15 protein-coding genes and 1 tRNA gene are annotated in these 12,847 nt (G+C 60.8%); 10 read left to right on the forward strand and 6 right to left on the reverse strand.

The features are described from left to right. Positions 1–52: 52 nt before the first annotated feature. Both PO778_RS12760 and PO778_RS12765 read left to right on the forward strand, forming a co-directional pair. Entirely contained in the window at positions 53–547 is a 495-nt protein-coding gene (locus tag PO778_RS12760) for a DUF2314 domain-containing protein (RefSeq protein ID WP_271439921.1), read from the forward strand. Between the two features lie 103 nt (positions 548–650). After that, positions 651–917 (forward strand): hypothetical protein, encoded by a 267-nt coding sequence (locus PO778_RS12765; protein WP_271439922.1) that lies wholly within the window; start codon positions 651–653, stop codon positions 915–917. 35 nt (positions 918–952) lie between these two features. Here the strand turns inward: PO778_RS12765 and PO778_RS12770 are convergent, their stop codons facing one another. Next, complete coding sequence (locus PO778_RS12770) at positions 953–1,597, reverse strand: hypothetical protein (RefSeq protein ID WP_271439923.1); 645 nt, start codon at positions 1,595–1,597, stop codon at positions 953–955. A 99-nt stretch (positions 1,598–1,696) separates the two neighbouring features. Between PO778_RS12770 and PO778_RS12775 the strand changes: the two genes are divergently transcribed. After that, positions 1,697–2,602: a sulfotransferase domain-containing protein gene (locus tag PO778_RS12775; RefSeq protein ID WP_271439924.1), complete on the forward strand. Its 906-nt coding sequence runs from the start codon at positions 1,697–1,699 to the stop codon at positions 2,600–2,602. Here the strand turns inward: PO778_RS12775 and PO778_RS12780 are convergent. Beyond that, on the reverse strand, positions 2,599–3,120 hold the full coding sequence (locus PO778_RS12780) for a thermonuclease family protein (RefSeq protein WP_271439925.1): 522 nt from the start codon (positions 3,118–3,120) through the stop codon (positions 2,599–2,601). The genes PO778_RS12775 and PO778_RS12780 overlap by 4 nt on opposite strands. A gap of 51 nt (positions 3,121–3,171) precedes the next feature. Then, the gene (locus tag PO778_RS12785) at positions 3,172–3,603 is read right to left on the reverse strand and encodes a thermonuclease family protein (RefSeq protein WP_271439926.1); all 432 of its coding nucleotides are present in this window, start codon (positions 3,601–3,603) and stop codon (positions 3,172–3,174) included. A gap of 154 nt (positions 3,604–3,757) precedes the next feature. Between PO778_RS12785 and argB the strand changes: the two genes are divergently transcribed. The 5 genes from argB (at position 3,758) to PO778_RS12810 (ending at position 7,413) form a co-directional block, all read left to right on the forward strand. Next, complete coding sequence (gene argB / locus PO778_RS12790; RefSeq protein WP_271439927.1) at positions 3,758–4,657, forward strand: acetylglutamate kinase; 900 nt, start codon at positions 3,758–3,760, stop codon at positions 4,655–4,657. Between the two features lie 104 nt (positions 4,658–4,761). Further along, positions 4,762–5,031 carry a YggT family protein gene (locus PO778_RS12795; RefSeq protein WP_235903711.1) on the forward strand — a complete coding sequence of 90 codons (270 nt, stop codon included), beginning with the start codon at positions 4,762–4,764 and terminating at the stop codon, positions 5,029–5,031. Further along, positions 5,028–5,921 carry a bifunctional methylenetetrahydrofolate dehydrogenase/methenyltetrahydrofolate cyclohydrolase FolD gene (gene folD / locus PO778_RS12800; protein WP_160730880.1) on the forward strand — a complete coding sequence of 298 codons (894 nt, stop codon included), beginning with the start codon at positions 5,028–5,030 and terminating at the stop codon, positions 5,919–5,921. The genes PO778_RS12795 and folD overlap by 4 nt, the downstream gene beginning before the upstream one ends. A 3-nt stretch (positions 5,922–5,924) precedes the next feature. Continuing rightward, a complete protein-coding gene (locus PO778_RS12805; RefSeq protein ID WP_271439928.1) occupies positions 5,925–6,773 on the forward strand; it encodes a Cif family virulence factor in 849 nt (282 codons plus the stop codon). Positions 6,774–6,789: 16 nt separating this feature from the next. After that, complete coding sequence (locus tag PO778_RS12810; protein WP_160730879.1) at positions 6,790–7,413, forward strand: MarC family protein; 624 nt, start codon at positions 6,790–6,792, stop codon at positions 7,411–7,413. A 24-nt stretch (positions 7,414–7,437) separates the two neighbouring features. Here the strand turns inward: PO778_RS12810 and PO778_RS12815 are convergent, their stop codons facing one another. Together PO778_RS12815 and PO778_RS12820 are read right to left on the reverse strand one after the other, a co-directional pair. Continuing rightward, entirely contained in the window at positions 7,438–8,049 is a 612-nt protein-coding gene (locus PO778_RS12815; protein WP_271439929.1) for an LON peptidase substrate-binding domain-containing protein, read from the reverse strand. Between the two features lie 4 nt (positions 8,050–8,053). After that, a complete protein-coding gene (locus tag PO778_RS12820; protein WP_160731665.1) occupies positions 8,054–8,965 on the reverse strand; it encodes a tetratricopeptide repeat protein in 912 nt (303 codons plus the stop codon). A gap of 221 nt (positions 8,966–9,186) precedes the next feature. On the opposite strand from PO778_RS12820, the gene PO778_RS12825 reads away from it, so the two are divergent. Both PO778_RS12825 and PO778_RS12830 read left to right on the forward strand, forming a co-directional pair. Then, positions 9,187–9,261: transfer RNA gene (locus PO778_RS12825), tRNA-Gly, on the forward strand. Positions 9,262–9,490: 229 nt separating this feature from the next. Beyond that, complete coding sequence (locus tag PO778_RS12830) at positions 9,491–11,593, forward strand: TonB-dependent receptor (RefSeq protein ID WP_271439930.1); 2,103 nt, start codon at positions 9,491–9,493, stop codon at positions 11,591–11,593. A 24-nt stretch (positions 11,594–11,617) separates the two neighbouring features. On the opposite strand, the gene PO778_RS12835 is transcribed toward PO778_RS12830, so the two are convergent. Then, complete coding sequence (locus PO778_RS12835) at positions 11,618–12,799, reverse strand: saccharopine dehydrogenase family protein (protein ID WP_160730876.1); 1,182 nt, start codon at positions 12,797–12,799, stop codon at positions 11,618–11,620. Between the last annotated feature and the right edge of the window lie 48 nt (positions 12,800–12,847).

Raw genomic sequence — 12,847 nt, forward strand, 5'->3', positions numbered from 1 at the left:
CACTCTGCTCCGCCATCTTGCCAACCGGTTTGGCGCTGCTAGTCTTCGCGTCATGAAAAGCCTCAGCAAAATTGCCGCGCTTGTGCCGGCGCTCGCCCTTTCCATGGCGCTGCCACTGTCCCCGGCATTGGCGCAAAACGAAGACGCCGATCCGATGGAAATGGTGGAGGAAAGCGATCCGGTGATGAACGCCGCGATTGCGGAGGCGCAGGCGACCTTGCCCGAATGGCTCGCCGTGCTGGAAGATCCGCCTGCCGGTTATGAGTATATCGTGTTTAAATTCCCGCTCGAAGGGTGGGAGCATATCTGGGTCGAGAATGTCCGCCGCGATGGCGATGTGCTGGTCGGTACTCTGTCGAACAATCCCTATAACGAGAAGTACGCGCTGGGCGATACGGTGCGGGTGAACCTCTCCGATGTTAGCGACTGGGCCTATTATGACGAGCGCGGAATTGCCCATGGGCACCGCACGACCGCGGCGCTGTTCGGGCAGATGGATGCTGAGACCGTTGCCAGTATCAAGAGCAGCCTTGGCTGGGACCAGTAAGGGCCAAAAGAGAGTAAGGGATTGCCGCACTTGCCGCTGCCGATATGCAGTGCAACACTTGGCCGCAAACACAAGCCAAGCCGTTTCTGACAGGAGAACACACATGAACACCGTCACATTTTCCCGCCTTGCCAAAGCTGCCATTCCCGCACTTGCCGCGATGGCGCTTGCGGCTTGCGCCGAGCAGGAAGAAAAAACCTATGAGGCCGATGCGGAAGATCTGAGCGGAGGCGAACTGATCGTCACGGAACAGGATCCGGCTGCGGTCGAGGTGGACATTCCGGAAACCGAAATGACCATGGTCCCCGGCGGCGAGGTTGAAGCGCAGGAAAGCGAAGCGCCAGAAGCCGAAGTTCCGCCAGCAGGCTAACCCGCAGGCAACCGGCTGGCAGCTGCCAGCAGTACTCAGCTGTCCTCGAAGCCCCACGGTGCCGGCGGCGCGGGGACTGGCTGGGTCAGGTCGAATTCGACCATGAAATCGCGATCAGCCGGCGCGCCTTTCGCAGCCCGGCGAGTCAGCTTGTAAGCATAGATCGCATCATCCTGGCCTGCCAGGTCGACCCGCACCCGCCAGACATTGGTGACCGATGCGTCGAGCCCTTCGCGTTTGAACAGCTCGATGCTTTCCTGATCGACCGGGAAAGCCTGCGCAACGCCCTCTACGGCGGCCGCAGTCTCGCCACCATACATGGTCACAGCATCAGGCTCGCCGTCTTCGTGCCGGTGGTCGTGCTTCAGACGGTAACCATTGTCCGTGCGGGTAAAAACCCAGGTGCGCGACCGGTCCCATTTACCGTCGGCACCCTGGATATGAAACGGCACCGCGATCCGGTCGTCGCTGCATTCGCGCACATGCATAACCATGGGTGCGCCCTGCATGTCGGCATCGGCCGCGTCATCGCTAACGAGGCCGCCCTGATAGGCGTTGCCGCAATGCGAAGACAGCGCAGCCCAGAAATCTTCCCCGGGTGCAGGGGCCGGATCGGCAGATGAATTGCAGGCCGACAAAATGAAAAGCGGCAGAGCGGACAGCAGTGATCGTTTGTTCATGGGCATGGTGTTGCAGGCGCCCCGGCAGAAGGCAAACAGTTTGACCGCTTGCGCCGCTGCCCGGCTTGCGTCACCTTCCTGCTGAGGGAGATACGGGCAATGGACACAGGCACACCGCGCCGGGCGCATTCGATCGAGGAACTGGCGCAGGTCATGGGTAATCTCGCACCCAGCGAGCAATTGCTCGCCTCATCTGTACCGCTCGCTGTTCGCCCCAGCGACGTGATCATCACGCCGTACGGCAAATGCGGCACCACGATGATGCAGCAAATGTTCCATCAGCTGCGAACGGCAAAACTTGGCGGGGATATGGATTTCGACGATATCAGCCGCGTCGTGCCATGGATCGAAACGGCACCGGCGCTTGGCATCGATGTCAACGCAGAACAGGTTGCGGAGCCGCGCGGTTTCAAGAGTCACCTCGACTATGAAAGTCTTCCGGAGGGCGCGCGCTATGTCGTGACGCTGCGCGATCCAAAGGAGGCTTTCGTGTCGATGTACCATTTCTTCAGCGGGTGGTTTTTCGAGCCTGGCACGATTGAGCTGGAGGAATTCATGCCGGTATGGCTGATGGGCGGGCCGAGCGGGTTGAATTACTTCAGACATCTGCTCAGCTGGTGGCCGCGGCGGGATGAGGAAGACACGCTAATCATGGACTACCGCAGCGTGATCGCAGACAAGCGCGGGGCGATCGGCAGGCTGGCTGAACATTGCAGCATTGATGCAGACGAGGCAGCGGTGGACCTGGTCGAGGCCCGGACATCGCGCGAGTTTATGGTTGCCAATGCCGGACCGTTTGCGGATCCGATGATGCGCGAAATGAGCGAGGAAAAAGCGGGCCTGCCGGCGAACAGCGATTCCGCCAAGGTCCGGGCGGAGGATGCAGAGCGCCGGGCGCTCCCGCAAATAATTTCAGAACAACTGGATGCCGAGTGGGCAAGGCTGGTTACGCCGGTGACCGGGCACGCGAACTACGCTGAAATGGCCGCCGATCTGACCGGTTAACTGCACCAACCGCCGCGCGCGAAGCCCCAGCCGCTTTGCTGGGCAAGGTCCCGGCGGATCATCCAATCGGCAAGCCAATCATTGCCGCGCCGGAATTCCCGCAATTCCCGGCCGTATTTGTCATACGGCGGCTCATCGCCGCCACCCATCAGGAACGGACCGGCGTTAAGCCACTGTAAAAGCGCCGCGCGAGATTTGAGAGCCAGTGTTTTTTCCGCGCTGCATTCTCCGGCAAGTTCGGGTGCGTTGTACCCGCTCATCCGGATTTTGCGCTTGCCGATCATGATGGTGTCGCCGTCGATCACGCAGGCAGATGACGAGCGGTTTTCGCACAGCGTGAACGCGGTATTCTGCTGGACCCAAATTTCACCGTTACCCGGCTGGCGCACAAACCAGCCAATTGCCCCGGCAGCGATCGCGATGACCAGCCATGCCGGTATCCGCCGCCAAAACCGTGCACGCGTCTGCCTGCGTCTGTGCCTTTTGCGGCCTGAATCAAATCGGAGGGGCTTGGCCATGCGGCCTTGTTCCAGATTGTTCGTCAGGCTGGAAGGGCAAACGGGCGGTGATCAAAACCAGTTCTTGCGGCGCCCGGTCCAGCTTTCTGCCAGCCCTTCGTTGACCAGAATACCGCCCAGCGACTTCCCGCCGCGCATGGCAACGCGCAGCTTGCGGCCATAGCGATCTTCATCGCGGCCCGCGCGGACCAGCTGGAACGGCCCTTCGTTCAGGAGCGTCTGCATCCTTGCCGTTGCCCGGTTCCCCAGCTCCCGTTCGCGGGGGCACGACGGGAGGGAAGTTTCCGGCGTGTTCACATCCGCGATCCGAACCTTCGTTCCGTCATGCCAGAACGTATCGCCATCGACGATGCAGGTTACGCGCTTCGCACTGCCGCATTTCTCAAACGTCGCCTCCACCGCATCGCCGCCCTTGATCTGGCAATTTGCCGCGGCCGGGGCCGCCATCAATAGCGCGAAGAACAGGATCCGAAGCATGGCCATTGTGTGCGCTTCACAGGCGGGGCAGCCAATTCAGGCTTAATGCCTAAGCAGAAATACGTGGGCCTGGCCGCGCGGCAGGTTCTTTCCCTTGGGCCGGTCAACCGCTAAGCGCAGCGGGGAACGGCCGGTGGCGGCCTGCGGCAAGGATTGTGCGATGAGCGCGAGCGAGAACACCATTACCCTGAGCAAGGCGGAAACGCTGATCGAGGCGCTACCCTATTTCCAGCGCTATGCCGGGCGTACTTTCGTGGTCAAATATGGCGGCCATGCGATGGGCGATCCCAAGGCCGCGCGGGAATTTGCCGATGATATCGTGTTGCTTAAAGCGGTCGGGATCAACCCTGTGGTCGTGCATGGCGGCGGGCCGCAGATCGGGGCCATGCTAAAGAAGCTGGGCGTCGAAAGCGAATTTATCGACGGGCTGCGGGTGACCGACAAGGCCACTGCAGAGATTGCTGAAATGGTTCTGTCTGGCGCGATCAATAAAGAACTGGTCGGCTGGATCGCCAAGGCCGGCGGCAAGGCGATCGGCATTTCCGGCAAGGATGGCGGCCTCGTAACTGCCCGCAAGGTGCAACGGACCGCACGCGACCCGGAAAGCAATATCGAGCGGGTCATCGACCTCGGTTTCGTCGGTGAACCTTCTGAAGTCGACACGACGATCATCGACACGGCGGTGGCGGCGGGGATGATTCCGATCATTGCCCCCATCGGCGCAGACGAAGATGGACACACCTACAATATCAACGCGGATACCATGGCTGGCGCAATCGCGGCGGCACTTGGCGCAGCGCGCCTGTTCCTGCTGACCGATGTTGCCGGGGTTCTGGACAAGGAGAAGCGTCTGCTGACCGATCTCAAACCTGCCGATATCGCCCGCCTTCGCGAAGACGGGACAATCAGCGGCGGGATGATTCCCAAACTGGAAACCTGCGTTCAGGCGGTGGAGTCCGGGTGCGATGCGGCGGTCGTGCTGGATGGCCGCGTGCCCCACGCAATGCTGCTGGAATTCTTCACCAGCCGCGGTGCGGGTACGCTGATCAGCGCAGGTTAGATGCTCGTCGAAAGCCGCGTCTTAGGGTGTTGATACACCCCCTTCGGATCGCGTAAGGCATCTGCAACCGCCTCTCGCTTGAAAGACCCAATATGATCGCCTTCATGCAAATCCTTGGAATGCTGATCAACGTGCTGGTGATGCTCGTCATCGTCCAGTTCGTCATCGGCCTGCTGTTCGCGTTCAACGTGATCAATCACAGCAACCAGTTCGTGGTGCAGATTTACAATTCGATCAATTCTCTGCTGGAACCGGTTCTGTCGCCGATACGGCGGATCCTGCCGCAAACCGGTACGATCGATTTCTCCCCGCTGGTGCTGATCCTGCTGCTCAACGCGCTGATGATCGTGCTTTCGAACGTTGCCTATTCATGACCGCGACACGGATCGACGGGAAGGCGTTTGCTGCCAATCTGCGCGAACGCGTTGGCGCGATCGCTGCCGATTTCGAATCGCAGGCAGGACGTAAGGCGGGACTGGCCGTGGTGCTGGTCGGCGAAGATCCGGCCAGCAACGTCTATGTCCGCTCCAAGGGCAAGGCGACGTTGGCCGCCAACATGGAAAGTTTCGAACACCGCCTGCCCGCGGATACGACCGAGGCTGATTTGTTGGCGCTGGTCGAACAGCTCAACAACGATCCGGCAGTCGATGGAATACTGGTCCAGCTGCCCCTGCCTGCACATCTCGATGAACAGGCGATCATCTCGGCTATCAGCCCGGACAAGGATGTCGACGGGTTTCACGTGATCAATGCAGGCCGCTTGTCCGTCGGCCAAACCGGCTTTGTGCCGTGCACACCGCTTGGCTGCATCATGCTGCTGACCGACCGCTTGGGCGATCTTTCCGGCCTTGAGGCTGTCGTTATCGGTCGCTCGAACATCGTGGGCAAGCCGATGGCGCAATTGCTGCTGGATGCGAATGCGACCGTTACGATTGCGCACAGCCGGACCAAGGATTTGCCAGCTGTGGTTCGCCGCGCCGACATCGTTGTTGCCGCAGTCGGCCGGCCCGAAATGGTCAAGAAGGATTGGCTGAAAGACGGTGCCACGGTAATCGATGTGGGTATCAACCGCCTGCCGCCGGAACCCGGCAGCGACAAGGGCAGGCTGGTCGGCGATGTCGATTTTGGCGAGGCCAGTGAAGTTGCCGGGGCAATCACACCTGTGCCCGGCGGTGTCGGACCGATGACCATTGCCGTGCTGCTGCGCAACACGCTGGTTGCCGCGCATCGCAATGAAGGAATGGAGCCGCCGGAGGGGCTTTGACCCTTGGGCGGCAGGCTCATTCATTCCTTCGACAAGCTGGCGCTGAATGGCTATGGGCCATCCATGCTCAGGAACCTGCAAATCCTCACAGTCACAGCGGCCGCAGTCACGCTGTCTGCGTGCGCCCCGTCCGGTCCGCGCCCTATGGCGCGCGATCATTTCCAGCGCGCTGTCGCCGGTGCGCCGGGTGCGGCCCAGCCCAGCAGGGTGGTCGCGGCTGAACTCGCCTTTGCCCGCGCTGCAAAAGAAAACGGGCAGTGGACTGCTTTCCGCGAATTCGCCGCCTCTGATGCAGTGATTCACCTGCCCGACGGACCCGCCGCTGCGCAAGCTTGGCTGGCTGGCCGGGCAGACCCGGAAATTGCCGTGCGGTGGAACCCCCGCGCTGTGTGGATGAGCTGCGACGGGTTGCTCGCCGTGAGCCAGGGCCGCTTCCGCGATGCTGAGAACAAGGTCGGCAATTTCGTCACTGTGTGGGAACGCCAGAAGGACGGCGAGTACCGTTGGACCTATGATGCGGGCGTGCTTGACGATCCGCAGCCACCGGCGCGCGCCGTACTGGAACCGGCCGGTGAAGACGATATCGTCGTCAGCGCATTCGACGCGGTCGAAGGCTTTGTTGCTGACTGCCCGAAACGCGGTGAAGCCGTGCCTTCAGCGCCGGCCTATGCCGCTGCTCTCGATGTGCAAAGCGCGGCAACACTGGCCAAGGATGGTACTCTGCGCTGGCGCTGGGAACATGAACCGGGCAAATCGCGCCGGGTGATTGCCGATTACCTTTCCGGCGGAAGCTGGGAAGTCGCCTTGACGCAGGAACTGGGCGGGGCTTCACCGCAGCAGGCTTCCGAATAAAGAGCGAACGAGAGATATGACCGAGCTATTCATCTCTGCCTTCATCACGCTGTTCGTGGTTATCGACCCGCCCGGCTGTGCGCCGATCTATGCCGGGCTGACAAAAGGCGCGACCCCGGCACAGGCGCGGTCGATGGCGATCCGGGCCTGCGTTATCGCGGCGATTATTCTGCTGATATTTGCGCTGTTCGGCGAACAATTGCTGGCCGCGCTGCATATCGAACTGGACAGTTTCCGCATTGCAGGCGGTTTCATGCTGTTCTGGATCGCGTTCGAGATGGTGTTTGAGAAACGCACCCAGCGGCGCGAGGAACGGGCTGACAAGGTTGCCGCGACGCCGGAGGTGGAAGACGTTTCGGTGTTCCCGATGGCTATGCCCATGCTGGCCGGACCCGGCGCGATTGCCGCGATCATGCTGCTGACCAACGAGGCGGAAGGAGACGCGGAAACGCTGGTCGTGCTGGGCGCGCTGGGCGCGGTATTGCTGTTGACCATGCTTGCGCTGATCGCCGCCGGCCCGCTGATCCGCCTGCTCGGCGACCGGGTGGAGGCGGTGATTACCCGCTTGCTGGGTGTCTTGCTGGCAGCGCTTGCCGCGCAATATGTGATTGACGGCTTGAAGGGCAGCTTCGGGTTCTAGGCCATGGCCCTCGGGCCAGACAGCCTATTGCAGCGTGATGATCTCGTCATCGCCGTCGCGGCGGCCATAGAACTGCATCAGCTGAATCAGGGTTTCACAACGGGACCTGAGGTCGGGTGCCTCCAGCAGGGCCTGTTTGGATGCCGGATCGAACGGGGCGATCTGCGATACGCCGTCGATCAGTGAAATATCATCGAGCCGGGTTACCGATTCCCAGTCCACACTGTATCCTTGCGCGTCGGCAAACCGTTTCGCCTCGCGTTCAAAGCTTGCACGTTCGATGCTGCTGAGGAACTCTTCTTCCGGTTCGTCGATCAATTCAGCCTCGACCTGACGGAACATGGTGGTGACGTCGAGCTCGCGAACGACCCGGAACCGGCTCTCACCTTCCAGAACGATGTTGTAACGCCCGTCATCCATGGCCTCGACATCGCCGATCCGCCCGACACAGCCGATATCGAACAGCGGTGCGCAATGGGCCGGGCCCTTGGGCTGGATCATCGCAATGCGCCGGTCACGCGCCAACGCGTCGCTCACCAGAGCGCGGTAGCGCGGCTCGAAAATGTGCAGCGGCATTTGCAAGCCGGGAAACAGGATTGCGCCTGTCAGCGGGAAGATGGAGAGGCGCTTGCTCATAGGCTCACCCGAACAGGATTTTGGAAAGACGGCGGCGGGTCGTGACAACCCAAGGGTCCTCCAGACCGACTGCCTCGAATATCTGCAGCAGTTTGGCCCGTGCGGCACCCTCGTTCCATTCGCGGTCGGCCTCGACCATGGTCAGCAGGGTATCGGCTGCCTCGTCCCGTTCGCCAGCGGCAAATGCCCCTTCGGCAAACGCGAACTGCTTGTCCATGTCGGCGGGGTTTTCGGATGCGGCAGCGCGCAGCGCCTGCAATTCGCCGTCATCGACCTTTGTTGAGGCCAGCTCCAGCGCGGAAAGCGCCTGCTGAATTGCGGCGTCTTCTTTCAGTGCCGGCTCCAGCGCGTCTGCGATGCTCTGTGCTTCTTCGGTGCGTCCGCCGGCCACCAGCGCGCGAATCAGCCCGCCATGTGCGGCTGCGTTGTCGGGCGCCATCTGGACAACCTGCATGAAAACGCCGCCAGCCCGTTCTGCATCGCCTTCGGCCAGAACCTGCTCGGCCATTTCGATGAATTGCCCGACATCCTGCTGCGGCTGCCCGCCAGCACCGCCCGCTGGGTCGAGCGGCAGTTTCTCGATCAATTGGTCGAGCACCTGCTTGAGCTGGCTTTCGCTGCGTGCCTGCGTCAGGTCAGCGACAGGCTGGCCCTGGAACATCGCATAGACGGTGGGGATCGACTGCACCTGGAACTGGCTGGCAATGAATTGCTCCTCGTCCACGTTCACCTTCACCAGAATCACGCCCTTGTCGGCGTATTCTGCAGCGACCTTCTCGAGCATCGGCGCGAGCGCCTTGCACGGGCCGCACCACTCGGCCCAGAAGTCGAGGATCACCAGCTTGGTCATGGAGGGTTCGACCACTTCGGTCTTGAACCGCTCGACTGCTTTTTGCTCCTCGATATTCAAGCCCATGCTTGCCACGCGAATTTCCTTTTCAATGCCTTGGTATGAACCATAGGTGGTCTTTCTACCGGATATTTGAAGGGTGAAACAGGCGCAGCGAAAATTCCTTCGCTTCGCTGCAATTTTACACTTGCTGGCACATCAAACCGCTGCTAACTGCCCGCTTCCCCACCGGGACAGAGCGAATTTCGCCAGTCCGGGGGCCGGATTTTTCCGGATGCGTCTAGTGAGCGGGCGTAGCTCAGGGGTAGAGCACAACCTTGCCAAGGTTGGGGTCGGGCGTTCGAATCGCCTCGCCCGCTCCATTTCTAAAATCGCAGGAAGATATGCTGCGCCGTTCGGGCCGGACGGCGTCCTGGGCGGCAGATTCTACGCGCCATGCGGTTCGTCGCACGAAAAACCACATTCGTCAGTTTTAGCACTTGCGCCGATCTAACTCGCTGCTAGGAGCGCGATATGTTGTATCATTCCCATATTTCGCGGCTCCTCGCTGGCGCCGCCTTCATCCCTGTTGCGGCAGTCCTCTTTCCCCAGATGGCTACGGCGCAGGACACTGCTGCTGTGCAGGAAGAACTGGACGACGATGTTCACGACCGCCGGCTGAACGCAGCCGGCGAAATCGTGGTCAGCGCAGTCGGTGTCACGCAGCTTGACGTTCTTGCCGGGACATCGGTTGTCGAAGGTGTCGAATTGCAGCGTAACCTTGCCGGCCAGGTTGGCGACGTCCTCGAAAAACTGCCCGGCGTTTCGGCCACCAGCTTTTCACCGGGTGCTTCGAGACCTGTCTTGCGCGGCTTTTCCGGTGAGCGGGTGAAGGTTCTGGTCGACGGTATCGGCGCGATCGACGTGTCCAACACATCGGCCGATCATGCCGTCACGATCGACCCGCTAACCGCAGAGCGTATCGAGGTGCTGCGCGGCCCAGCCGTGATGCTGTACGGCAGCCAGGCGATTGGCGGTGCAGTCAATGTTATCGACAAACGGATACCGCAGCGCCGAGTCAACGAACCGATCCACATCGACGCTCTGGTTTCCGCAAACACGGCGGCGAACCTTTATGAAGCAGGCGGTTCGATCGACGTGCCAGTGGGCGACAGCGTGGTGTTTCATGTAAACGGTTCGTACCGGAACACCGATGATGTCTCGATCCCGGGCTTCGTGGTTGCGGATGACTTGCGCGCGGACCTGCTTCAGGATGCAGCTGCTGAAGAGGCGGAGGGCGAAATTGAAGAGGCTGAGGAGCTTCGCGAGGCGGCTTTGCAGAAGGGCACCTTGCCCAACAGCGCGACGGAAACCTGGAGCGCAGATGTCGGTGCGGCTTTCTTCAAGGGCGATAGCAGCCTTGGTATTGCGCTGGGGGTTTACGACACGAGTTACGGCGTGCCTGGGCGGCCCGGTGCCGGTCATCACCACGGCGAAGAAGAAGGTGCTGGCGAGGCCGGTGCCGCTGAAGAGGAGGAGGGCGATGTCCCCGTCTCCATCGATATGCGCCAGTACCGGGCAGATTTGCGCGGCTCGCTCGACATGGGTGACGGGCTGTTTTCCGAACTGCGTACGCGGGCCGGTTTCAGCGATTACACCCACACTGAATTCGAAGGCGATGAAGTAGGAACGGTGTTCGATGTTACGGGCGTGGAAGCGCGCGCCGAACTTGTGCAGAATACCCGCGGCACCTGGAAGGGCACGATCGGTGCGCAATATTATTTCCGCGATTTCCGTGCAGAGGGCGCCGAAGCGTACGTGCCCGACAATGACACCGATCAGTTTGCCGTCTTCGCCTTGCAGGAAGTGGGACTGGGGCCGTTCCAGCTGGAAGGTGCCGGGCGCTACGAAACTACAAACGTACGGTCGCAGATCGTTGGAGTTGACCGGAATTTCGATGCAGTTTCAGGCGCACTCTCGCTGGCCTATGAAACGGAAAATGGCCTGCGCTTTGGCATCACCGGATCACGCGCCGAACGTGCGCCATCGGCGGAGGAGCTTTTCTCCAACGGGCCGCATATCGCGACGCAAGCTTTCGAAATCGGCGACACGCAACTGAGCACGGAAAAGGCTTGGGGGGCCGAGGCATTTGTGCGGGGACGCATTGGTCAAGCCAGCGTCAATATCGCCGTGTTCCAGAACTGGTTCGATGATTACATCTATCTATCCGCAACCGGGGCAGAGGAAGATGATCTGCCAGTGTTTCAGTACCTGCAAAGCGACGCCCGCTATTTCGGGGTCGAAGGCGAATTGAGCTATCCGATTATCGACAGTGGGCCATTTTCGCTGATCGCGGACCTGCGCGGTGATTACATCCGCGCTGAATTGTCCGACGGTACGCCGCTGCCGCGCATCCCGCCGCTGAGCCTGCTGGGAGCATTGGAAGCGCAGACAGATCGATTCGACATCCGCGGCGAAGTGCAGTGGTATGACAAGCAGGATCGGCTTGCCCCGTTTGAAACCGCAACCGACAGTTTCGCGCTGGTCAATGCGTCCATCGCATGGCGCCCGTTTGGCGAGCAGAACCGGATTACCGTGCTGCTTCAGGCGGACAATATCTTCGACACCGATGGACGGCGGCACGCCAGCTTCACCAAGGATTTCGTGCCGCTGACCGGCAGGAACTTCAAACTGAGCGTGCGGGCCAGCCTCTAGCCGGGCCCGCACGCGCAGCCGAAATCAGCTTTCCAGTGCGAAGCTGATTTCGGCATTGTCTTCGAGACGTTTCACCAGGTCTTCGCCCAGGAACGATCCCGGTGTTCCGATGCCGCCTTCCGCGCTGCACGATAGCAGGGCAATGCCCGTCTCGGTCAGCATCCGGCTGGTGGAGCCATAGCCGGGATCGTATTTGCCTTTCACGCCGTATTCGATGGTTTCGCCATCGGGCATTTCACCGACAAACAGCACATCGTAGAACCCGTTTTCGCGCTCTTCCTTTGTCGGGCCTTCGCCCGGCTTTGGCGGCTTTGCGCCGAAGGGATTCTTCAACATTTCAGTCGCCGCTTTCGCTGCCTTTTCACCGATTTCACCGGCGCTGGTCAGCATCATCTCGTCGTACTTGAAATCCTCCCCATAAGGGTGGCCGAGCAGGAAATTGGTGCGGTGAACATTCTTCGTGTTGATCGTCGCCATGATGAATGGCGCGGCCCATTTGCCCAGCTTCTTGTCATATTCCGGGATCAGTCCCATCGGCTGATCTGGACCTTCGAACCCCGGTGTCAGGCCGAACGGGCTTTGCAGCACAGAAATAAGCTTGGGGTTTTTGGCGACCGACTTCATCGTCGCAGTCAGACTTGCCGCAGTGCCGCCGCTGAACGTACCGGCCATGGCGCGCACCCGGCCTTTGACGCGCGGTGCGGGCTTGCCGAATTTTGCCTTTGCTTCCTTCTGCAGCATGAACACGCCGAGATCGAACGGGATCGAATCGAAACCGGACGAGAAACAGATCCGCGCGCCACTCGCCTTGGCGAGTTCGTGGTTCTTGTCGATCTGTTCGCGCATCCAGCCAGGCTCGCCGCACAGATCGGCATAATCGGTGCCTTCGCGGGCGCAGGTTTCGACCAGTTCATTGCCGTAAAGCTGGTATGGGCCGACGGTGGTCAGCACCACCTTCGTGCGTTTGCACATGTCTGTCAGGCTATCGGGGTCGGATGCGTCGGCGACGATCAGCGGGGTGTCTTTCGGCGCACCGATCAGGTCGCGAACATCCTCCAGCTTTGACTGGTTTCGGCCTGCCATGGCCCATTTGGGGGCATCGTCCCGCCCGCCGTAATGATTCACCAGATACTCGGCGACCAGCCGCCCGGTATATCCGGTTGCGCCGTAGACGACGATATCAAATTCACGATCAGCCTTGCTCATGCAAACTCTCCTTTTCAGGCGCATGAATGCGCGCCCGGGTTCAGAGAG

The organism is Pontixanthobacter luteolus (assembly GCF_947494915.1).
GTDB lineage: Bacteria > Pseudomonadota > Alphaproteobacteria > Sphingomonadales > Sphingomonadaceae > Pontixanthobacter > Pontixanthobacter luteolus.

Excerpts from the sequence above, each read along its gene's own strand:
- PO778_RS12760 (WP_271439921.1), top strand. The coding sequence starts at position 53 with ATGAAAAGCCTCAGCAAAATTGCCGCGCTTGTGCCGGCGCTCGCCCTT.
- PO778_RS12765 (WP_271439922.1), top strand. The coding sequence starts at position 651 with ATGAACACCGTCACATTTTCCCGCCTTGCCAAAGCTGCCATTCCCGCA.
- PO778_RS12770 (WP_271439923.1), bottom strand. The coding sequence starts at position 1,597 with ATGAACAAACGATCACTGCTGTCCGCTCTGCCGCTTTTCATTTTGTCG.
- PO778_RS12775 (WP_271439924.1), top strand. The coding sequence starts at position 1,697 with ATGGACACAGGCACACCGCGCCGGGCGCATTCGATCGAGGAACTGGCG.
- PO778_RS12780 (WP_271439925.1), bottom strand. The coding sequence starts at position 3,120 with ATGGCCAAGCCCCTCCGATTTGATTCAGGCCGCAAAAGGCACAGACGC.
- PO778_RS12785 (WP_271439926.1), bottom strand. The coding sequence starts at position 3,603 with ATGGCCATGCTTCGGATCCTGTTCTTCGCGCTATTGATGGCGGCCCCG.
- argB (WP_271439927.1), top strand. The coding sequence starts at position 3,758 with ATGAGCGCGAGCGAGAACACCATTACCCTGAGCAAGGCGGAAACGCTG.
- PO778_RS12795 (WP_235903711.1), top strand. The coding sequence starts at position 4,762 with ATGCAAATCCTTGGAATGCTGATCAACGTGCTGGTGATGCTCGTCATC.
- folD (WP_160730880.1), top strand. The coding sequence starts at position 5,028 with ATGACCGCGACACGGATCGACGGGAAGGCGTTTGCTGCCAATCTGCGC.
- PO778_RS12810 (WP_160730879.1), top strand. The coding sequence starts at position 6,790 with ATGACCGAGCTATTCATCTCTGCCTTCATCACGCTGTTCGTGGTTATC.
- PO778_RS12815 (WP_271439929.1), bottom strand. The coding sequence starts at position 8,049 with ATGAGCAAGCGCCTCTCCATCTTCCCGCTGACAGGCGCAATCCTGTTT.
- PO778_RS12820 (WP_160731665.1), bottom strand. The coding sequence starts at position 8,965 with ATGGGCTTGAATATCGAGGAGCAAAAAGCAGTCGAGCGGTTCAAGACC.
- PO778_RS12830 (WP_271439930.1), top strand. The coding sequence starts at position 9,491 with ATGGCTACGGCGCAGGACACTGCTGCTGTGCAGGAAGAACTGGACGAC.
- PO778_RS12835 (WP_160730876.1), bottom strand. The coding sequence starts at position 12,799 with ATGAGCAAGGCTGATCGTGAATTTGATATCGTCGTCTACGGCGCAACC.